The sequence below is a fragment of the Lysinibacillus sp. YS11 genome, from assembly GCF_002896375.1.
Taxonomy (GTDB): Bacteria; Bacillota; Bacilli; order Bacillales_A; family Planococcaceae; genus Lysinibacillus; species Lysinibacillus capsici.
Map to the genome: position 1 here is coordinate 3,697,618 of NZ_CP026007.1, position 21,045 is coordinate 3,718,662.

At 31.2% G+C, this 21,045-nt stretch carries 17 protein-coding genes and 1 pseudogene; 6 read left to right on the forward strand and 12 right to left on the reverse strand.

What is annotated here, in order from left to right:
• Positions 1-11 precede the first annotated feature (11 nt).
• A complete protein-coding gene (locus tag LBYS11_RS18580) occupies positions 12-389 on the reverse strand; it encodes a DUF3221 domain-containing protein (RefSeq protein WP_103118756.1) in 378 nt (125 codons plus the stop codon).
• Between the two features lie 388 nt (positions 390-777).
• Here LBYS11_RS18580 and LBYS11_RS18585 point away from each other — a divergent pair.
• A pseudogene (locus LBYS11_RS18585) lies at positions 778-1,181 on the forward strand (IS3 family transposase); the annotation flags it as partial.
• 539 nt (positions 1,182-1,720) lie between these two features.
• On the opposite strand, the gene LBYS11_RS23325 reads toward LBYS11_RS18585, so the two are convergent.
• From LBYS11_RS23325 to drmA, 7 genes are all read right to left on the reverse strand, one after another.
• Positions 1,721-1,870 (reverse strand): hypothetical protein, encoded by a 150-nt coding sequence (locus tag LBYS11_RS23325; RefSeq protein ID WP_004228154.1) that lies wholly within the window; start codon positions 1,868-1,870, stop codon positions 1,721-1,723.
• A gap of 486 nt (positions 1,871-2,356) precedes the next feature.
• Positions 2,357-3,427: a hypothetical protein gene (locus tag LBYS11_RS18595; RefSeq protein ID WP_103118757.1), complete on the reverse strand. Its 1,071-nt coding sequence runs from the start codon at positions 3,425-3,427 to the stop codon at positions 2,357-2,359.
• Positions 3,427-3,747 carry a hypothetical protein gene (locus LBYS11_RS18600; protein ID WP_103118758.1) on the reverse strand — a complete coding sequence of 107 codons (321 nt, stop codon included), beginning with the start codon at positions 3,745-3,747 and terminating at the stop codon, positions 3,427-3,429. Before LBYS11_RS18600 ends, LBYS11_RS18595 begins: the two co-directional genes overlap by 1 nt.
• A gap of 41 nt (positions 3,748-3,788) precedes the next feature.
• Positions 3,789-4,337 carry a hypothetical protein gene (locus tag LBYS11_RS18605; RefSeq protein ID WP_103118759.1) on the reverse strand — a complete coding sequence of 183 codons (549 nt, stop codon included), beginning with the start codon at positions 4,335-4,337 and terminating at the stop codon, positions 3,789-3,791.
• Between the two features lie 109 nt (positions 4,338-4,446).
• Positions 4,447-5,250, reverse strand: coding sequence for a phospholipase D-like domain-containing protein (locus tag LBYS11_RS18610; RefSeq protein WP_103118760.1), 804 nt, complete (start codon positions 5,248-5,250; stop codon positions 4,447-4,449).
• Positions 5,225-7,027 carry a DUF1998 domain-containing protein gene (gene drmB / locus LBYS11_RS18615; protein WP_103118761.1) on the reverse strand — a complete coding sequence of 601 codons (1,803 nt, stop codon included), beginning with the start codon at positions 7,025-7,027 and terminating at the stop codon, positions 5,225-5,227. The genes LBYS11_RS18610 and drmB overlap by 26 nt, the downstream gene beginning before the upstream one ends.
• Before the next feature lie 5 nt (positions 7,028-7,032).
• Positions 7,033-10,365 carry a DISARM system helicase DrmA gene (gene drmA, locus LBYS11_RS18620; protein WP_103118762.1) on the reverse strand — a complete coding sequence of 1,111 codons (3,333 nt, stop codon included), beginning with the start codon at positions 10,363-10,365 and terminating at the stop codon, positions 7,033-7,035.
• A gap of 143 nt (positions 10,366-10,508) precedes the next feature.
• Between drmA and LBYS11_RS18625 the strand changes: the two genes are divergently transcribed.
• Positions 10,509-12,332, forward strand: coding sequence for an ATP-dependent helicase (locus LBYS11_RS18625; RefSeq protein ID WP_103118763.1), 1,824 nt, complete (start codon positions 10,509-10,511; stop codon positions 12,330-12,332).
• An 11-nt stretch (positions 12,333-12,343) separates the two neighbouring features.
• A complete protein-coding gene (locus LBYS11_RS18630; protein ID WP_103118764.1) occupies positions 12,344-13,792 on the forward strand; it encodes a 3'-5' exonuclease in 1,449 nt (482 codons plus the stop codon).
• A gap of 325 nt (positions 13,793-14,117) precedes the next feature.
• On the opposite strand, the gene LBYS11_RS18635 is transcribed toward LBYS11_RS18630, so the two are convergent.
• Together LBYS11_RS18635 and dcm are read right to left on the reverse strand one after the other, a co-directional pair.
• A complete protein-coding gene (locus LBYS11_RS18635) occupies positions 14,118-15,284 on the reverse strand; it encodes a type II restriction endonuclease (RefSeq protein ID WP_103118765.1) in 1,167 nt (388 codons plus the stop codon).
• Positions 15,271-16,257: a DNA (cytosine-5-)-methyltransferase gene (gene dcm / locus LBYS11_RS18640; RefSeq protein WP_103118766.1), complete on the reverse strand. Its 987-nt coding sequence runs from the start codon at positions 16,255-16,257 to the stop codon at positions 15,271-15,273. The genes LBYS11_RS18635 and dcm overlap by 14 nt, the downstream gene beginning before the upstream one ends.
• Positions 16,258-16,383: 126 nt before the next feature.
• Here dcm and LBYS11_RS18645 point away from each other — a divergent pair, with 126 nt between their 5' ends.
• Positions 16,384-16,674 (forward strand): hypothetical protein, encoded by a 291-nt coding sequence (locus tag LBYS11_RS18645; RefSeq protein ID WP_103118767.1) that lies wholly within the window; start codon positions 16,384-16,386, stop codon positions 16,672-16,674.
• A gap of 382 nt (positions 16,675-17,056) precedes the next feature.
• On the opposite strand, the gene LBYS11_RS18650 is transcribed toward LBYS11_RS18645, so the two are convergent.
• A complete protein-coding gene (locus LBYS11_RS18650) occupies positions 17,057-17,941 on the reverse strand; it encodes an HNH endonuclease (protein ID WP_103118768.1) in 885 nt (294 codons plus the stop codon).
• 1,001 nt (positions 17,942-18,942) lie between these two features.
• On the opposite strand from LBYS11_RS18650, the gene LBYS11_RS18655 reads away from it, so the two are divergent.
• Both LBYS11_RS18655 and LBYS11_RS18660 read left to right on the forward strand, forming a co-directional pair.
• Positions 18,943-19,941: a tyrosine-type recombinase/integrase gene (locus tag LBYS11_RS18655; RefSeq protein WP_103118769.1), complete on the forward strand. Its 999-nt coding sequence runs from the start codon at positions 18,943-18,945 to the stop codon at positions 19,939-19,941.
• A 63-nt stretch (positions 19,942-20,004) separates the two neighbouring features.
• Positions 20,005-20,424, forward strand: coding sequence for a hypothetical protein (locus LBYS11_RS18660; protein ID WP_103118770.1), 420 nt, complete (start codon positions 20,005-20,007; stop codon positions 20,422-20,424).
• A 159-nt stretch (positions 20,425-20,583) separates the two neighbouring features.
• On the opposite strand, the gene LBYS11_RS18665 is transcribed toward LBYS11_RS18660, so the two are convergent.
• Entirely contained in the window at positions 20,584-21,045 is a 462-nt protein-coding gene (locus LBYS11_RS18665; RefSeq protein ID WP_103118771.1) for a hypothetical protein, read from the reverse strand.

Below are 21,045 nucleotides of genomic sequence, written 5' to 3' on the forward strand. Positions count from 1 at the left end.
AATAATTTTGGTCACAGTTTTTCTATACGAATAACTTTGATTTTTGCTGGATTTGACTCCAAAATTTCAGAATACCAAATCCTCACTTTATCTCCACTTTTAATTCCTTTCATAGAAAGTTTCGATTCATTAATTAAAATTGAAACTGATTCAAATTTATTTGAGAACAGGAGATTTTCGCTAGAGAAACTCTCTATATCTGATTGTTGAATGTCCTTTCCTTGAATAAAATAGACTATTCCTTCATGCATTACTATATAACCAATTTCACTTTCGGTATTTTCTTTACTAGCAAATAGTTGGCTAACATTACCTAAGAACCATAAAGCAACAAGAAAAAGTAACAATAAAATCGTGTTGATAATAGGTTTGGGGATTCTATCCTTCATTCAAACCACCACCTTATACATTTAATAATTTTCATGTTGAATACAATTTAGCATTTTTAAATGTACATAATATACCAAATACTGTGCTCACCTCTATTCTACAATACAAAACAATACTTTACTTGTAATACTTCCCAAAGAAGGAATACAGAAAATATTTTGAAGTTTTCAATACGATTGGATAGAATCGGTAAAATATTGAACTGCCGAAAATAAATTACAAGCTGTTGAGCACTACTTAAAAGGAATGGAACGGAAAGCTCCTATGCTATAGCTAAATCTATGGGGACTAATAATAAAGCAATCCTTAAATGGATTAAGCTAATATGTAATACAATGTAGTTGAAGCTATTATTCAGCCGTATACAAATTAAACACTAGAGTTTACTCTAGACCAACCTATTCACTTGTTTCAGACATGTTGGACAAAGCACTCGAACGTTTACCTGAGCACCACCAGTTACTTATGCATACCGATCAGGACTGGCATTATCAAATGAATAAACACTGTCGGGCCTTTGAATCAAGAGGGGTTGTTCAAAGGATGTCTCGTAAAGGAAATTGTTACGACAACTCTGTCATGGTGAATTTCTTTGGAAATCCGAATTCCTTTACATGAGGGAATTAGAAAGTATAGAGCATTAAAAATAGAATTAGAAAAATATATAAACTACTATAGTATGAAACGGATCAAGGCAAAATTAAAAAACAAGTCCGGTGCAATACCGAACTCATTTATCCAAACAGCCTAATGAAATAACGAAGCTAACATACTTCGAATTAACTATTTAATTTATCGCTTTCATTCATTTATGTGTAACTTACTTAATTGCGCTCTGATTTTAGGAATGCTACAAATAAAGATAATTTTTCATCAGAAAAACCTTAGTTTCCTCTAAAGACATTAGTCTCTATTATTGAAAGCAGATGCAAATAAAAAAATACTAAGAGACTGAGACATTCAGATGTAAAAACAATTTTATAAATTAATACCCAAAATAGAGCCTTTGAAGAATTTGATATGCATATATTCACATGAATTCTTTCACATTTAACCAAAAACGTTGGATATCAGTTTAAAGAGATAAACGGATGGTTATCTCGCTTTATGACTACTCCCACTCAATCGTCGTTGGGGCTAAGATGTAATATCATACGGTAGGATTTAAGATTATTATCAAAACAGAAAAATGCATTCAAATCATGTAATTTTTTGTCCTCAATTGTAGATGGTGACTCCCATTTATATGTCTATGTCGTTTCAATGTCTTTATCATCAATTTGAAAAGAAAACATAGGAAAATTTTAGTCTTCCTATGTTTTCATTCAAATTATTGATCTGTTTGTTCTTGCTTCTTTTTCAAATACTCTGCACGTATTTTCTCAAGTTGCTGCTTTTTATCAAATTTGGCCGGCTTGTTTTTTTCATGATACTTTGCCACAGCCACCTTACCTTTAGTATCCAATTGATATTTCCCCACTTTGGTTCACCTACTTTTCCTGCCTTTAAAGAAATCTATTCAACAAGTATAGTATACCTTATTTTGCTGATGTAAACCTTTTTCCTATATTGGTGTATTGCTTAACCTTAATTTCGGTAAAAGCTTAGTAAATAATTCATAGCCAAATGTATTATCTGTATCCATCCATTTTTATATTATTATACCTTTATCATTATTTACCGCTACAATCTTGCTCACCTTTATGTATGGAGACGGCGGGTCTTGAAACAAAAAATATGAAAAGGGCTGAAATACCAGTGTTTTCAATGGGTTTTCAGCACCTATTTTAAAGCCTGACCCACAGTTTGACCCAATAAAATTTATGATTTTGCTTACGGAGACAAAGCATGTATTGATTACTTACTTTTCTCAAGTAGTATAGCTTGCTGTACAGATACTGCAATAATAATTAATAAAAATTCCAATTACAAAAACTGAACTTCCTTTATACAAATACAATTATTCCTAAGTTTTATATTTTGATGATAAAGGTACTCTAGCAAATTTTGATAAGTCATCAAAAATCAAATTCCATGTATTCTTTATTTCATCAAAATCATTGTACTCTTCAATTATTTGTTCTAAATCATCAATTAATTGGTTATTAATTTTAAAAACTTTAAAATAGAGGGTTTCAGACATTTTAAGATAATAAGAAGTTACATCTATAAAATTAATATTATCTATAAATTCGAAGTATTGTATTTCCAAATTAGTTTTTAAACAAGAAATATTATGTAGATATCTACTTTTTATTGACATATATTTATTAGAATAGTTCTGGGTCTCGAATCCTTCTCCTAGTAAAATAAATAGATTATGTAATGAAAAAATTAAAAGTCCAAGTTTAACATCATTAGGTATGTTTAAAGCATTAATCTTTTTATCATTTATAACCATCTCTTTAAATTCTCTTACTAACTGACTTATAGCAAAAGCATCTGCATCCATTTCAAGTGTTTTTATCAATAAATCCGGAATGTTCCGATTAGTCTGTTTCGTATACCATTCGTTAATTCCATAATGTTTCTCCAAGTATAATAAATGTCCATTTATATGATGGCCTAATTCATGCAAAATAATGAATTTTACAGCAAACATACTTAAATATTCTGATAGTAGCTTAGCATTATAATCATTAGGAATTTTAAAATTAAATTCATGCTCTGTAATCCCTTCATTATTTAGATAAATTCGACTATCCGCCACTTCTTTAATACTTGTATACTTTGAAAAAGCTCCATTTATAATTAAATCACCAAACATACCATATATTACATATAATGAACCTTCATTAATTTTTATAAAATCTTCACCATTTTTTACATATGCAATCCCATTTACATCAAAACGATTAATAAATCGAAAGTTTAATTTTCTAGTTTTATATTGAGAATAAGACGTACTTTTAATATAATTATCAATATCTTGAAGATATTTTTTATAATATTTATAACAGTTAATATTTGGAAATTCTTTAAAAAACGAAAAATCTGTAATCCCTGAAAGAATTTTAAATTTATCAATGTTATTCATTAGTATCCTCTTTTTAAATATGAATGAATAGAATTTAATAGAAATTGTTTTCTTTCCATTAAGTATCCCCTTACTAGATTTTGATTATCTTTTAACATTAAAGTTGACACTATAATATCTGGAAGCTCTATTTTTATGTCTAAAGAAACTACTTCTCCCTGTTTAATTCGAATATCTGCTAAAGTTTTATCACTTTCATTAATATATATTCCTTGATAATATAATTGACAGGTTACCAATACTTCTTCATGCTGTATAAAAGTTTTACTAGTTATCCCCAATATACCCTTTACTAAATTTAGTAAATGTTCAACGGTCATGTCTAAGCATACATCAATTGGGATTAAATCATCGGTTTGGTTTACATAAAGCCAAATTGAAAAAAATTATGCTTATTCATCATTATTTCTTTTATTTCTAAAGGAATCTTAGAAATATTCTTAAACTTATTAGCTTGATAAGCTGATGGAACATCTATAATTTTTCTAAAATTATTTTGAATAACTTCTGGATTATTCTCGCAGATATAAATCCAAAAATGCTTACTATATATTTCTATGTCTTTATATATCTTTTTTAATTTTTCAATATGCTTACCAGTCTCCTCACAGTTAGTACATATTATAAACTTCTGCCATCCAAGCTCTTTTTGAATCTTTAATGCATCCTCTAAAGATTTCTGCACTTTGGTGTAATTAAATTTCCCATTTTCCTCAGCTATACTTTTACATTGAAAAGCTATTTTTTTCTCAGGAAAGTATAGGTCAATACCACTCTCTGGTGGGTTTCTTTTTTTGATATTATTTGTTTTATAATGTATTTTCAATAACTTCAAAGTAAAAATCTCCCACGATTCACCAAAACTTAAACCATATTCTTCTTTAAAAATAGGAGGATGCAAAATATACATAGTTACTTCTTTTTCCTTTCCGTTTTCTGTTCTTAAACTTTAACTTCCAATTAGATAATACCCTTTTGTAAAATAGCACAATCATGAAGTAAGGACTAAGAGCTTATTATTAATAAGCTCTGTCCATTTGTTGCTCTTTCATTAATGAGTGAAATTGTTTCCATATAACTTTTGGGATCTCATGATTCTCAATGATTACTCCTGTTTCAATGTTTTTTTGAAATCCATGGTATGAGAAATTAGCAGAAGTAAGTAACAATTTTTGTTGATCAATTATCACGAGCTTTGCATGAAGACTTGTAAATTCTGAGGAATTATACCCTTTCCAATGATATACATTAATTTGATACCGTTCTTTTTTCCAATGATTCATTATTTCTTTAAAATTATTTTCCACATCATTCACTATGACATTGATGCGACAGTTGCGTTCTGCCGCATTTTCAATACACCTTAATAGTTTTTTTATTTTCTCGTTATTAAATGAGAAGCTATAACCTACAATAAATATTTCTTCTTTAGCAGATTCTAATAAATATTTAACAGTGTCATAAGTATTAAGCTTTATGGGTGCCTCATTTGTTATAGGGCCTGTCCATACAGGAGAGATTCTTGGTTTTAACTCTAATTGATGTTTCCCCATCTTGTATGCTACTTCTATCAACTGTTGTAACTCTTTAGGCGAAATTTTACAATCCAATGCAGATTTAAATACTTCATACAGGAAAAATTCTAAATCAAAAGGAAGTTTTAATTTAGACTGCCAGTTAGAATAATCTAACAAAGAATCCAATTTATTGAGAAAATTCATTAATTGTTGATAAGTATCTTCTTCCTCTTCAAACAAACAAGATGATATGAAGCGGACTATTTTATTTTGTAAGTTATTAAATTTCAAAGAACTCTCTTCCATAATTCGCCACCGTTTTTACTAATATAGATCGATCTAGGTATCTATTAGATTTTTCACATGATGTCTCTGCAAGTAACATACAACTGTGACATGCAGCTCCATTTACATCACTAAGGGTATCTACATCTTTTTCAGCACATTGTGGGTCACTAGAACAATAAAGTGCTGCTGCTAGCGCCCTTGATAATATGGCTTCAAACTTATCTTTTCTACCTAATTCAACTAATCCACCTAAACTACCTTCTGAATCAATAGTTGCTGTATAAATGAGAATTCCAGCCATATCATTTTCTGTATTAGAATATATGCGTTCCTTAAGGGCAGATGAAGAATAGCCTGAATGCATTGTTAATTCCCTTATTAATGCGTGGGATAATGTATGGAGAAGAACATATCTTAAACCCGGAAAGGGAGGTATTTCATCCTCTGGTATATTTCGCTCTTTATATATGTTCCTATGGGCTCTTTCCATACCAATACCATAATCTTTATGTTCATTCTCCCATTCAGTTAGTTTTTCCTTTTTTAAAGTTATAAAAATACCTTCCCCATATGTTTCTACTCCTGGTAACCAGTCTAGGTTACTACTACTTAAAGGAGCTAACTGAACCTGCTCATTATTTTCATTTCCTTCTTCATTTATACCAATCTCAGTTGTAAGTCGCGTTGTCAGATCAGGAAGTGGATGAATTCTTGTAAATCCTTTAAGTACCATAACTTCTTTAAGACGTTTTACCATTACTAAGTTAGCAATATAATCTCTATATCGATGTGGCACATCCTCTGCCTCAACTTGAAATTCGATACCTTCATAGTCATGATGCCCCTTTAAAAGTGCTTCATATTCTGGTGTCCGTAAATCTAAATATTCATCGTTTTCCCCACTTTTTATTTTTTGTATCAAATCCCAAGCTTTATCAAGTCCAATCCTGTTAATATCAGGATTTCTCTTCATGACTATATCAAATACCGTTCGATTCCCTGTCAATTCCTCATCATCGATATTCACATGCTCTCTAACAATTCCCTCAATCCCTTCATTTTTGCTTGTCGGAATCACAATGGAGCTTTCTATAGAAGAAAAATAGATATTTGATGCACCTCTAAGTAACAATTCTTTATTTAGGCTACAATCCTCCTCATAATCTCTTAGCCAAGGTCTTCTTCCTGAGCATTTCCCAAGAATTTGTTTATTAGAAAATGCATCACTCATTGATCTTTTTTTATCACATGTCTTACAATAAACAATTAAATCTCTTAATGAACCTGTTTGTCCTTCATCAATTAAATACAATTTACATGTTTTCGGATCATATTTTCCTTTTTGATGTGCATACCCCCCCCATGGAAAATCGTTTATATGTCCCTTTTTACAAGTAGCGATAAAACGAACTGGATGAGTTTTAACTTTAGGACAAGGCCCTTTCTCATTGGCAGGATTCTTACAATACAAAATTCCTTTTTCCTCAATAAATTCTTTACCACTATATTTCCCTAATTTTCTGCAATTAGGGCAAACATGATATTCTGGAAACCTATATGCAGGAATTGTACCAATCTCTTTACTATTACTGATAGGGATTGATTTTATTTGATTAATTCTTAATTTCTGCTTAAGCCGTGGTTCTACTATAGTTGATGCTCTTGAAACATCAACATTATCCCATTTGTCAATCCCAGCCATTATTACAGAATAATCAGGTAAATCAATTATCGATCCAGGTCCGAAAGTGGTAATAAATTGACTCGGTCTTAACTCACCAACTTTTTCACTCATTCAACTCAATCCTTTCTTATATAAATTCCCGCAGTTGATTCTACATCTCGCATTGAATTAGGTGTTTTGAATATTCCTTTCGAAGGATCTAATCCAATTGGATACAATAAATTCGTTTCATTTTCTGGTTTAAATTTATTGTAAACGATTTTACTTTTTTCAGTGGCTTCTTCCCATTCCTCAAGTATATCTTGTAAGTGTTTTTTTATTTCTTCTTTAGGAATTTTCATTTTTTCTGCTCTAGTAACAAATGTATTTATGACTTCTTTTGAAAAAGTATTTACTTTTGAAAGATTATTGGCAGCGTTATTATCAGAAAGCTCTGGATTACCCAATCTTAACATTGCAACAAAAACTGCAGCTATTCCTCTGTCACGCGCTCTTGATGCAAATGGAGTAACACTAATAGGCTCTACATAGCGATAAAGAGCGGCATGATAGGCATAAAATTCTTCATAGTGGGATATATCCCGAGGTCTTGCCCAGTTGTATAGGGTTATAATTAACCCTGGGTGTTTACGTCCAACACGGCTTGAAGATTGAATATATTCTGCTGTTGTTTTTGGTTGTCCGTTTACAACCATTAAGCCTAACCTAGCAACGTCCACTCCAACAGAAATCATGTTACTTGCTAGTAAAACATCCACTGGTTGTAGGTTGTCACCTTTCTCATGATAGCGTTGTTGTAACCTTGCCAACAGCTCTGGGATTTTCCCTGAATCAATACGGCTGGTTAATTCAGGGACATCTCTATCCAATTCTCGAATTGTGAACTGATAAGTATTTTCTTCATTAAATTGATTTTGAAGTGTTTTCATCCTAGCAGGTACATCATCCTCAATTAATCGGACTGCCCCGCCAAGTTCTCGAATACTATTGTAATAGCCTACTAATGTTTGGTATGGATCAATATCATTTGGATCCTCATCTGGTGCCATATTTGTTACACTGGATAACAAATTCGCATATGCTCTAAGTTGGGATGTTTTCATACTTTTTCCTGGAGCAAATAATCCAACATAAATCCGGCCTGACATTTCTTCTAAAGGTCTTTGCTTAGCAAAAAAAGAATCTTCATGTGTTAATCCTGGACTTGGGAATACTTGTGTACTTCTAGTGTAAAGTCCTTCTATTTGGCGATGAGCATTTTTAATAGTTGCCGTGGAAGCTATTACTTTTGGGCCAACTTTTTCCCCATTTACTTCAACTGATGATAAATAATCTACAGCTGTTTCATATAAGCCGACCATTGTACCTAAAGGTCCTGAAATTAAATGTAATTCATCTTGAATAATTAAGTTTGGTGGATGAACTGGTTTATCATTAATAATATTTATATCTCCAGCTACATTTTTAACTTGTTTTAATTCCTCTTTCAAATTTCCGCTTGATACAAAGCCCCAGTTTTTTACTTCTCCCTTCACTCTCCCAAATAAATTTTGTATTTTTGGCTCCCATGGCATTCGAGCAAATTTATCAACCGTCCCTATTACCATTTCTGGTAATAATCTATAAATTTCTTCATCTGTTACTAATACAGGTAATCCTTCATTTATTGAATTTTTCTTATTAAAACTACAGTTATCACTTGGACAATAAATTAAGACTCTTCTTTGTTTATCTTTATTTTTATATGATTTCAAAAATACAGGATCTTTTTCATCTACAAGTTTGTGTCCACACCACGGACAAGTTACTAATTGAATTGGAGTCCCTTTAAATTGTCTTATATATCCTGAAGATTTTCTTAATATTTCATCTACTTTGGCTTTTATCACTTCACTTGCATCATCATATTTGTTAGGAACACTGTTATCTCCTACCCAAAGCCCAATTTTAAATGGTTTCTCCCCCCATAATTGTTGATCTTTTCTTCTAATCTCCTCACAGGCACAAATCATGGTAGTTGCTCTTTGAAATTGTTGTATCGTTAGCAAACGAAGTGTATATCTCATAATGACTGAAACTCCAACATCTGTTCGATAATTTTGAACACACATTAATCTTCTATAACCAATGGTAAATGCAGCTAATCCAAGATATGCTTCTGTTTTTCCACCCCCTGTTGGAAACCAAAGTAGATCTGCAATTTCTCGATCCTTTGATTCTGGGTTAATAACTCCCTCTATATTTTGAAGGAAAAATGCAATTTGGAATGGTCTCCATTCAACTTTTACTTTTTCAAGTGAACAATTTTTTTCAATTGCTTCAGAATGTGCCCTCTGTTTTGCCATAACTTGATTTGCAAATAAGAAAGCTCTTAATACATTAGTATTTTTTAATTGTTTGAGGCCTTTTTTCATTCGCTCTAAAGAAATTTGGCAATTTTTAATATGTAAATTTGCTGTACCCCTATATTCTTCCCCAATCTCTTCTTTAACCTCTTCTTTTCTTTCATCAATCCATTCTTGATATTTTTCCAAAAGTGGGTTTAATGCATTTTCTACTTCTTCACTTGTTTGCATTTCCCCCAGCTTTTTCATATCAAGTGTACCTCCTTCATCCCAATCAGGAGGTATAACCATTGGAATTTCATAAGCCGGAATAATTTCTGTTTCTAAATATCCTGCTCGTTTTGTCTTATGATTTACCTCCTTCCAAAATACAGAAACACTATGCCCCACTGCATAAACTCCTTCGTTTCTATATAAAAGCGTATTTGATTTTGTATCCTCATCTTGAAATTCTTTCTCATTATTTGAAAATGCATTTCTAACCATAAATGAAAGTGCATCTTGACTTTTGATGATAATTTTAGGTTGGAATACACAAAGATGATCAATATTATGTTCGTCTACTTCTTGAATGTAACGATTTACTAAAAAAAGACTTATTGCATAACTATTTTTAAATGGGCGAACAATCCACTCTAATTGAATCAATTCATTTGTATTTTCAGAAACTGCTTTATTTTTTTTAGGGATTCTTTTCGTCCTTTTTTCTCCTAAATTTTCTGTTAAATCAATAGCAAAACCATTTACTTCAAATGGGATTCTAGACCAATTATCTTCCCCTATCTCTTCGTACATTCCTAACCTTACATCTACACTAATGATTGGGTTGTTTTTATCTACTAGAAATGAAACCCCTATTGCAGATGGATTCATTGCTTTAGCCAAAGGTACAGTGGTTTCAAAAGTTTCTTTAGAAACCTCTCTTCCATGAGTATTATCTATCTCATCCTCTTCTGACACTATACTAGACTTCATTGGCCATAGAATACCTGCTAAATATTTTTGTAATGGCTTATTTTGAATTACTTCGATTTCATTCTCAGGGCCAACTAATTCATATCTTAAACGATCGATTAGTCTACTCCTTACATTACGAACACTCATTTCCACCCATCCTTCCTAATCATTCTAATTCAATATTACCAAAAATTATCACACGAACAAAACATTATCTGTTAAAATATGTTTATCTGTTACAAATAATCTAGACTATTTAACTAAATATTTACCAAGAAAGGTATCGGGATATGGAAAAAAATTTATTCAGTTTGAATCCTGAACAACAATTAGCAGTTACTTCAACCTCTCGTTTCACACAAATTATAGCTGGACCAGGTACAGGAAAAACTACTACTCTTGCAGCTAAAATACTGTATACCCAAACTGAGCTTGGTGTCGACACAGATAATATCTTAGGAATTTCCTTCTCTAGATCGGCAAAAAGCCAGTTATTAAATAAACTTGAAGAATTTACGACAATACTTGGTTATGGCGGAAAACCAAATATTTTAACGTTCCATAGCTTAGCACATAAACTTATTAAAAATGCGATACATTACAATGAATCACGTTTCAGAGAAAACTTTAGTAGAATTGATACTGAAGAATTTATTCAATTAGATCCTGGGCTTACTAAAGACTTATGTACTGAATATAATGATCGCGAATTAGTCAATAATGTTTTATCACATGCATACAATTTGGTTCGGCAAGGTAGTAAATCAGATAAACGAGCATTATCTCATTGGAATGAGATGATGCAAGATGACTATTTTCATATAAAAACCTATAGTCATGGAAGAATTCGTATCCTTGCAAAAGATTTAATTAAATTTTGGCAACGTATATACAAAATTGAAAAAATTAAAAATGTAACAGACTACCAAGGTTTAATAACCGAAGCTAATCGTATTCTTTCGCTCAAACAAGTAACATATAAAAAAATGACAACTTTATTTGAACATATTTTTGTTGATGAGTACCAAGACACCTCGCTTGCCCAAGAAGAATTACTTTTTAACCTAAAAAACGAGCGTACTTCAATTACAGTTGTAGGTGATAAAAATCAGACAATCTACACGTTCAACGGTTCAAATAGTGAGAATATGGATCGGTTTATAGAGACATGTAATAAGATCTCACCTACTAACATAGTACAATTAAAAAAAAATTATCGTTCAACTAACGAAATTGTTAAACTTTCTAATGACTTTATCAAGGAAGATAAAATCGTAGTTTCTGAGGAACGTATTGGATACAAACCAGTAGCGGTAGAAACACATTCTATTGAATTAAGTGCATATTATATTGCTGAAACCATTAATAACCTAATAAAAGATACGAATTTTTCTTACTCAGATATTTGTATACTTTATAGAAAAAACTCTGAATACTCACCACAAGCAAATAAGGTGATTGAACAGCTAAAGGAAAATGGAATTCCATTTAATGAAAATAAAATATCAAATGAACAAAACCAGATATTAATTGATATGGTATTAAAAGTTCGGGAAGATTATGAAGACGAGCCATTAAATGAAGTTATATCTACATTAGAAAAGCAGGGTGTCTCACTAGAATTAATACAATTCATTACTGATTGCGTTAAACAAGGTGCTTATGATACAGATGATTTAATAGATTTTTTAGTAGAAATAGCTGAATCCCCTTCGTTGGGTACACAAGAACAATCTGTCATGGTTAAAACAGTTCATGATGCAAAAGGTCAAGAGTTTCCAGTTGTATTTGTCTTATATTTAGGCGATGGTGAATTCCCACATAGTAGCCAACCTGATTTAGATGAAGAAAAGAGGTTACTATATGTTGCATTAACAAGGGCAAAAAATGAGCTTTATATTCTAGGTCAAAGGGGAATTGTATTTGAAAGCTTCCTAGATAAATGTTTAGCTTCAGAGGTAAATCATATTTTTTTCCATAGTAAAATTGAAGAAGAAAAGAACGAAGGCTTTAATGCACTAGATAAAGAAATTATTGACGAAACAACAAGACAACTAAAAAGTGACGAGCTAGCTCGTCAAAAAGAATTAAGAGATTTAATGAACTTATTTTAGGAGTGTAAAAATTGAATCATAATACATTGGAATTAACAAATCAACAAAGACAGTGTGTAAAATTTGATCCAGTAGGCGATCTACTTATTCAAGGAATACCTGGAAGTGGAAAATCAACAATCCTTCTAGCTAGAGCTCAATTTTTAAAAGAAAAATCCCCAAAGGATTCCATTCTAGTATTAACCTATAGTCGTGTACTTTCAAATTATGTAAGACAACTTTCGGATAAACTGAATGCGACACCTCTTGATGCTAAAACTTTTCACCAATGGGGGCAACAGTTGCTTGAGGAAACAGATTATCCACACACCCGATTAATTTTGGGGGATCAAAGAAAAGAGGCTATCAAATTTGCAAAAAACATTGTGAACAAAGAAAAAAATTACAATGCCTCATTTCCAAATCTAAAGAAAGAAAGTCAAAGAGCACTTTTAGATTTTCTCTCAGATGAAATCGAGTGGATTAAAGGTCACGGTATAACATCTAGGGAAGAGTATCTCGGAATTAAACGCGCTGGTAGAGGGCAAGATGTTAAAGTTACCAAAGAGAATAGAGAAACAATTTATGATATTTTAGAAAAGTATAATGAGTTATTAATCAATCATTACAAATATCAAGGGATTGACGGTGATGACTTAGCAAGAATTATTATACAAAAAGTCAACAAAATACCTGATCGTTTAAGACCCGATCATATTTTAATAGACGAAGCACAAGATTTACACACAATGCAATTAAAAGCTATTAAATCTATTGCAAAAAAAAGTTTAACAATTGCTGCAGACAAGGGCCAACAAATTTTCCGTCGTACTTTTACTTGGAAAAGTGCTGGAATAACAGTAATCGGTAACAGAAGCCAGCTACTTAAACAAACATTTAGATCAACGAAACAAATTGTAAGACTAGCAAATGATTTTCAATCTCATGATAAATACTATATAGAAGATAAAGATTTTACAGTAGCAAATGAACCTGATGTAATAGGAAAAGTACCTGAACTGTGCATTTGCAATGATCTACAAAGTGAACAGAAACATATTTTAGAACATGTAAAGACTATTAGAAGCTCTTATCCAGAAGACACCATTGGCATTATTGCACAATCCCACGATAGCTTAGATAAAATCAAAGAAATACTAGATGCAAAAGGTATTCCTGTATATCGAGTGAAAGAAGATAAAGCTGACATTCTTTCACCAGGGGTAAAACTAATTACGTTCCAATCATCAAAAGGATTGGAATTTGATCATGTGATTATTACAGATCTAAGAAAAGGAAAGCTACCCTTCTCTCCTATTCCTGAAGGAGAAGAGGAAGAAAGTTTTATCTCTCGAGAACGAAAGAAGCTATATGTTGCAATGACTAGGGCAAAGAAGACATTACTGCTAGTGGCAACTAAAAAGATATCATCTTTTATTGATGATTTAAACCCTAGATATTATTCATTAAAGAAAAAGTAAAATCTAAAGCAATGGTAGTTTGTGCCATTGCTTTTTCTATTACTGTAAAATAAATTTTAAAATTTAACCGCCTTTATTTTTCTCTCTACAAAAACAGATGCTGATTTTTCATTACTACATTTTTGATATTTTCCGGTGTATGACTTCGATCTCCTCATCACGGTGGGCTTCCAAGTCCTATTCCCGCCATAGCCATACCTCTTCAATCCATGTAATTTTTTCTTTCAAGAACAGATACGGTGTTGAACCTTATTTATTTTTATAAAATTAAATTAAAATATAATATTTCATAATACCTAGTAAAGAAAAAAGGCCTTAAAAGGCCTCAAACATTATATTTCTCATGAGCAAACCGTATGAATCTATCTAATGTCCATAAACGCTCTTGATATTCTTTAGGATAAAATTTATGTAACGGCTTTGGAACCACAAGAGTTAAATTCTCTTGATGCATTTCGTCCATTTGATTCTTTGATATCCCTTGTTGCAACGTTAAAAGATGTTTATGTGGAATTCTATTTGCCTCATTTAATACCTGTCTCCATCTATCCTTGCAAGTAGTCTTTGCCCCAAGCATAATGAGTTTATCATCTGGATAGCTCTCATCCTTATATTCTTTTGTAGAAGGTAAAAGAAAGTCCGGCTTCTTTTTTCCTTCTGTTTTTCCAGGGTTATCAAAAGGTAATCCAATTGAAGAAAAGATAAAATTAATATGATGTTCTAACGATCTCCCTGCACGACTTTTCCTTCTATTTAAGGCAGTATTTGCAAACTCAAGAAGCGGTTCAATATCTAAGAATGGTTTAACCAACTTATCTCTATAAATATGTCTTTCTAATAATCTAAAGACTGTATATTCTGTATCTACCCAATCCAACAAGTCTGTGTCAGGAGTAATTTTTTTCTTTTTGGAAAACTCCATAAATACATCTCTAGATATTTGAGACATTACAGCCGTTGTTGGAAACATTTCAATGCCTCTAATTAATTCATTAACTCGATCTTCTAATGTTGGAAAAACCTCTAATTTTTGCCCTGTATCTGTTCTGTAAACTGAAAAATTGTTAATAAGTGAAAGTGAAAAGGTATCAATAAAATCCTCGATTTCTTGTTCAGTATTAAATAGATATACTTTATAGTCCTCTGGAGAAACAGGTATAAATACAATCAAGGCACCAACTACTTCTTGTTTTTCATATGGTGTATTTGTCCAAAATTGAGTTATACGGAATTCTTTTTTTGAAGTATAATACACTATTCTACTTTCAAAAGTTTTCCAATCATCAATGTGTATTTTTACTTTTCTATCTAAAATTCCTGTTGTAGGCATTGGAATATCAAAAAACATACTCCACGAGTTCTTATTTAGATAAATTCCTTCTTGATGTGCTCCGTTAATCCCAACATCATTTGCCGAAATAAACTTACAAAAAAAGTGACCATTTCTATTAGCCACTTCAATTGCATTCATTAATATTTCATTTTCCTGCATGCGTCAACACCTTTTTCCTCTCAACTTGTAGTAGTTCATCCTTTTCAATTGCTTGAATCATCTTTTCAGCAATTAATCGGACAACTGGAACTGCTACACTATTGCCAAATTGTTTATAAGCCGCAGTATTACTCACTACAATTTTAAATGTATCCGGAAATCCTTGCAAGCGGGCACATTCAGTTGGTGTTAATCTTCTTGGATTTTTCCCTTCCTGTGGTATTAATATTTCAGAACCATCTTTATAATAACGAGCCGACAATGTTCTGCTATAAGAATCTAAATCAGCAAGTCCATAACCGAATCCATTACCTTTTGCTTCGTGCTTTGCTTTATATGCTTGTAGATACTCCCACAATTTATCTGAAAGGGTGTATTTATCATCAAAAGTATCCTCTAGTATTGTTTTTAATGCAGGACCTTTACTAGGAATTATTGGAAAATCAAATTTCAAAGGTTTTTTAAAACCTACTATATATATACGCTCTCTGTTTTGAGGTACAAGACCCTTAGCATTCAAAACTTCGTCATAAATTGTATAGCCCAATTCATTTTCTAGAACATTCTTAATCACTTTGAACGTTTTACCTTTATCATGACTTCGTAGATTTTTCACATTCTCAAGTAAGAAGGCCTTTGGTTGTTTTTCTTTTATAATTCGGGCTATGTCAAAAAACAAAGTCCCTTGAGTTTCATCAAGGAATCCGTGTTGTCGACCTAAACTGTTCTTTTTAGATACCCCTGCAATACTAAACGGTTGGCAAGGAAATCCTGCAAGTAATATCTCATGATCTGGGATGTCTTTTTCATTTACAGAGCGAATATCTCCTACAGGTGTTTCTCCAAAGTTTGCATAGTAAGTTTCCTGTGCTTTTACATCCCATTCGCAAGAAAATACACATTGCCCATACTCTTCAAATGCTAACCTTATTCCACCGATACCAGCGAACAAGTCAATAAAACGATATAACATATTTATAATCTCCTTTCAACTTGTTCTTATAAACCAATTATAACAAAAAATCATTACTTTGAGTTGTATTATATGTTAAAATAATATAGTTACTTTTTTACAATCCTCAAGGAAAGTGTGATACAAGTGGCAAATGTTGCAATTTACTATCAAAAAGATGGAAATGAATCTTCAGAACATGCTATTCTCGATATCAAGAGATTGATACAATTATTAGAAATTCACCATTCAATTAAAGGTGTATTTATTGATAGGAATAAAGAAAGTATTCAATTAATGGATTTACTAAGTTCTCCCTTATCCGAAATTGATTTTGTTTACATTAACAATCCGATCAACAACGAGTTCGATAAGGAATTATTAAATCAACTATCGAGGAATGAGAATTTCAAAATAAAGTATTTTGATGATATATAGCTCACTACTGCTATGTCTTCTTAAAAATAATAACTTCTTACTTTAATAACAATTAAAAAGACTCCATTTTGTATAAATTGATTTAAATGAAGTCTTTTTAATTAAGTTTTTGATTTTATAACAAAATTTGATTACAATTTTCTGTGCTTTGTTCCACAAAGCACCCCTCATTACTTCAAATATAAAACTTTTAGTTTATTAAATTCTCTTTGTTTAACCGGGAAAAATTCCAAGACTCTAAAACTTCAACTGCTACTACGAGTTAAATTTTCTATTTGCATTTCCAATAGCATTATGTAAATGTTTAGGTCAACAAGAAATATAAAAATGAATTAAATGTATTAATCTTGGCAAAGTTGGCACTCATTCAGTTGCAAATTTATTATTCCTTATACATAAGAAGTAAAGTATTAATATCAATATCTATTCCACAGTTAGATAATCTAGTTATTCTCTTATTTAACAGTAAATCTAATATCCTTTCATATTCTAATTCAGTTGCATGATGTATTAACCTATGACAATTAGGACATATAGCCACAATATTAGCATGAGTATCTAAACTTGTATTAGGAAATTTATATTGAAACTTCATTGGAACAATATGATGAGCTTCCATATATGGTTTATTGTACTTTTTCGAAATAAAAGTATTGTGGTCTTCACTAACCTCACATTTAAAATCAGCTACTAATATAGACTCTGTTGCAATTTTAGGGTTTCTTCTATAACCACTTTTTTTATCTAGGATATTTTCATAGAAATTCGGTTGCTTCACTTGGTCAACAATATTTATGGTTTTCTCTACATTATCTTTTAAAACTTCTTTTAAATACTCATCTATTTCTTCTAGATATGAATAGTCTTTATCACCTTCTTCTCTGTCTAAACTATTCTTCAAATGGTTAAGGATCTTTATTATATTTACAATATCTCTACGTGAGGGTTCCTGAACTATGAGATTTTCTAAATATTCTACTGCATCTAGTAAAGATATACCATGAAAAATACCACGGTAGATTGCTCTATTTTTATTATTTTTTCCTTTAATTCCATAATAATAAAGGATATTTGCAGATATTCTTCCCTTAGTAGTACCATCTATCTTACCTAATAGTTCTTTATCTAATTGTCTATGGTCTTTATTTAAAAATAGATGATGATAAATAACTTCTTCCACTTTTTTTATACCAAATTGTTTTATTTCTCTATCTCTTCCTGAGCTTTCTTCCAATAAAGGGAATATTAAATTCTCTGACACTTTCATAAATAATCTTGTTCCTCCCTTTGGTTACTATGAATGGTTATCATTTATAAAATTAAGATATTTGATATAATGACATAGTCATATTAAATACTAATGCAAAAAAATTAATTTTTCATCTAACTTCTCCTTCTATCTATTCAAATATAAAAAACCATCTGCTAACATATATAAAACATCTCTTTTTCATTTATTTTTATATATCAAAAATTCCAAACGGTCTATTCGACTGATAAAAAAGTTATTTATAATTTTTATTTTTATTAACTAATAAAAATTCAATTTTATTGAACATCCCTCAAAAATATCCTCATTCTCTTTTATGAGATTAGTCCATATACCGAACAATCTAATTCTTCCTTATGACTAGGATTTTTATCCCATTAATCTTTGTAGTATAGAGCAAAAAAGATACGCTGATTTTTTACTCTAACAGAATCAACACAGCGTTTTATATAAAGAAAATATCCAATATCAGATCGTGCTGTTGCCTACCTCTGATTTGGTCTGGATCACATAGCTGTTGCTCGAAACCAGTTGTTTCAAAAACTTATCTCAAATTTAGCTTGGAGATAAATATTAAATGGTGATAGTACACCTAAAAATATAAGGAGCTAACACTCAATGGGCAGGAGTGATAGAAATATCGCCAAGTGCATTAGCGACTACTTTTTAAAGTAGGTTACTTGTTACATTCAGTCATTGGATTTTTTGTCTGCGGACATTGACCTCACTTCTCATTTTTAAAATGAATCTTACTTTAGAGTAAGCATAAGTGAGCTGCACCCGCTAAATTAGCGTTAAGCATCATTGCTTAAAGTTGTGCAAATGTATTACTTAACACTTTTAATATCGTTATGAAATTTTATAAGACCATATAGACAGTATGTATTATAAGAAAAGGACGCTTACTATGGCGGGCTTTTTCTATATCCCACTATATAAATTTCATAAAGATAAGCTAATTTCATATATGGGTGGGGTCTGCCCTTTTTTATACAGCTATGAAGAAAGGAATGCTTGTTATCGGAAATCGAGGATGGATTAAAACAGAAAGAGAAATTCGTGTGGCCATATCTACTAATGAAGATGTGAGCAATAAAGGAGGCTATTTAAACTTGATGTTGCAATTAAATAAAATTGCTAGACATGCAAAAGGAGTTAGTGTGAATAAAACTCTACCTCAATACTACAATCATATGGACTTATTTTGCCGCTTCGTAGCGGACAACTATAATTTAAAAGTACTTGCCAACATTCAAAATAAGCATCTCGTAGATTATGTAAGTGAACGACAAAGCGAGGGCAAATCCGCTTCTACAATTAAAAATGATTTAGCTGCTATCAGATATTTTCATGATCAAATCCCTAATCCTCGTTATCAGCTGAGTAGCAATCAAATTTTAAGCGAAAATTATAATGAATTCCATTTAGAAAGAAGGCGCTTTGGTGGAGTTGATCGTCGTCCTACCGAACTGGAATATCAAGCCTTAGTAACATTGGCACAACAATCTAATTCTTCTTCCCTCGCACTTATTATTATGCTGTGTCGTGAACAAGGCTTACGTGTACATGAAGCGGTTAGACTAAGCCGTGTGGATGCTGAAAAAGCATTACGTGAAGGCTTTCTAACTGTTAAAGGAAAAGGTGGTCTAATACGACAAATTCCCTTACAAACACAATCCTTTAGCGTTTTACAAGATGCAATGCAACAGGTCAATCGCGGAGAGAAACTTTTTGTTTTGCGAGATGAGAAAGCTCATCAAGTAATTCAACGTGTGCAAGATTTTATTAGGAATAATCGCCAAAAAGTATTAGACCCACTCAACACTCGGCCAAAGGGTGTTGAAATTACAATGCATAGTTTTAGACATGCCTATGCAAAAGAACAATATGAATTATTTATTGAAAAAGGTTATACAGAAGGAGATGCACGATTAGCAGTCTCTAAATTAATTGGTCACAACCGTGAGGATGTTACACGAATTTATTTAGCTGAATAAAATTTGTAATTACTCTAGTAATATCGTTTTTTGCAGATATAATGTTTTAAAATATCAAAGGATGTGGTTAAAATACGAAATCAACATGAAGAAAATGAACAAATTGTAGAACTAGAAAAAAAAATTAATTCTTTGGAACGCTTATTAAAAATTGAAACATATCGTTTAAAAGAAGCAATTGGAGCATGGAGACGTAAAATTGAAGGGAGAGGGTTACGTAAAGACTCTATTAGAGAAGGCTTCAATGCTGAAAGAGGAACACATTATAAAGTATTTGTCTTAGATTTACCTGGGGATTTAGAGATTGAGTTTGTGTTAGATATTATTAAAAATGAAATGTTAGAAAACTTATATCCCTTTACTTTTCGCAAGGTTGATTTTTCGCGCCGCTATAAAGGTTGGTTAATGGAGGTAGAAAGAACTTTAAATAAAGAAATGCAACTAGAAACAGATTTTTTAATGAAATACTATAGTCAAAACTAAAAACTCATTTTCCATATAATCAAAATAGAATAATACAAAACACAAAGAAAGGAGCTTATTCCATCTCTTTATGTTTTGTATTATTTAGACATTAATAAGGTACCATCTTTAAACCCCATCAAAATGTCACTCTCTACTAATTCTGATCCCATATTTAATCTAAGTAGAATTTAAATTCGATATAAAGGTATTTATAATCTCTCTATTTCTTTCAATAAACTCCATTTTCTTAGTAGTTTCTCTCTCTATTTCTTTATATAGTAGAAAGAGTTCTTTTTCTAAATTACTTTTACGTTCTTGTTCAACAATAATTTTATTTTTAAAACCCTGGATTTGTTTACTTAAATTTGATGTACATTCACTATCTCTTACATCCAATGGACTGTTATTTAATAACCTTTTAAAATAACCTTTCTTTGTTTGCTTTATAAAATCTTTAAGCTCATGAACTTTCGAACAATATTCATTTTTCAACAACAAAATATTAAAATCACTTTCAAGATAAAGTAACTTTCTCAAACATACATTTATCTCGTCATTTATCCCAAAAGCTTTCTTATGCAATATATATAAGGACTGCTCTATTCTAAAAATTTCTTCCTGATTTTCATTCCAAGACAA

Coding starts and splice junctions, on each gene's coding strand:
- LBYS11_RS18610 (WP_103118760.1), bottom strand. CDS start 5,250: ATGGAAGAGAGTTCTTTGAAATTTAATAACTTACAAAATAAAATAGTC.
- dcm (WP_103118766.1), bottom strand. CDS start 16,257: ATGTTATATCGTTTTATTGACTTGTTCGCTGGTATCGGTGGAATAAGG.
- LBYS11_RS18600 (WP_103118758.1), bottom strand. CDS start 3,747: ATGACCGTTGAACATTTACTAAATTTAGTAAAGGGTATATTGGGGATA.
- LBYS11_RS18650 (WP_103118768.1), bottom strand. CDS start 17,941: ATGAAAGTGTCAGAGAATTTAATATTCCCTTTATTGGAAGAAAGCTCA.
- LBYS11_RS18595 (WP_103118757.1), bottom strand. CDS start 3,427: ATGAATAACATTGATAAATTTAAAATTCTTTCAGGGATTACAGATTTT.
- drmB (WP_103118761.1), bottom strand. CDS start 7,027: ATGAGTGAAAAAGTTGGTGAGTTAAGACCGAGTCAATTTATTACCACT.
- LBYS11_RS18625 (WP_103118763.1), top strand. CDS start 10,509: ATGGAAAAAAATTTATTCAGTTTGAATCCTGAACAACAATTAGCAGTT.
- LBYS11_RS18635 (WP_103118765.1), bottom strand. CDS start 15,284: ATGCAGGAAAATGAAATATTAATGAATGCAATTGAAGTGGCTAATAGA.
- drmA (WP_103118762.1), bottom strand. CDS start 10,365: ATGAGTGTTCGTAATGTAAGGAGTAGACTAATCGATCGTTTAAGATAT.
- LBYS11_RS18605 (WP_103118759.1), bottom strand. CDS start 4,337: ATGTATATTTTGCATCCTCCTATTTTTAAAGAAGAATATGGTTTAAGT.
- LBYS11_RS18580 (WP_103118756.1), bottom strand. CDS start 389: ATGAAGGATAGAATCCCCAAACCTATTATCAACACGATTTTATTGTTA.
- LBYS11_RS18655 (WP_103118769.1), top strand. CDS start 18,943: ATGAAGAAAGGAATGCTTGTTATCGGAAATCGAGGATGGATTAAAACA.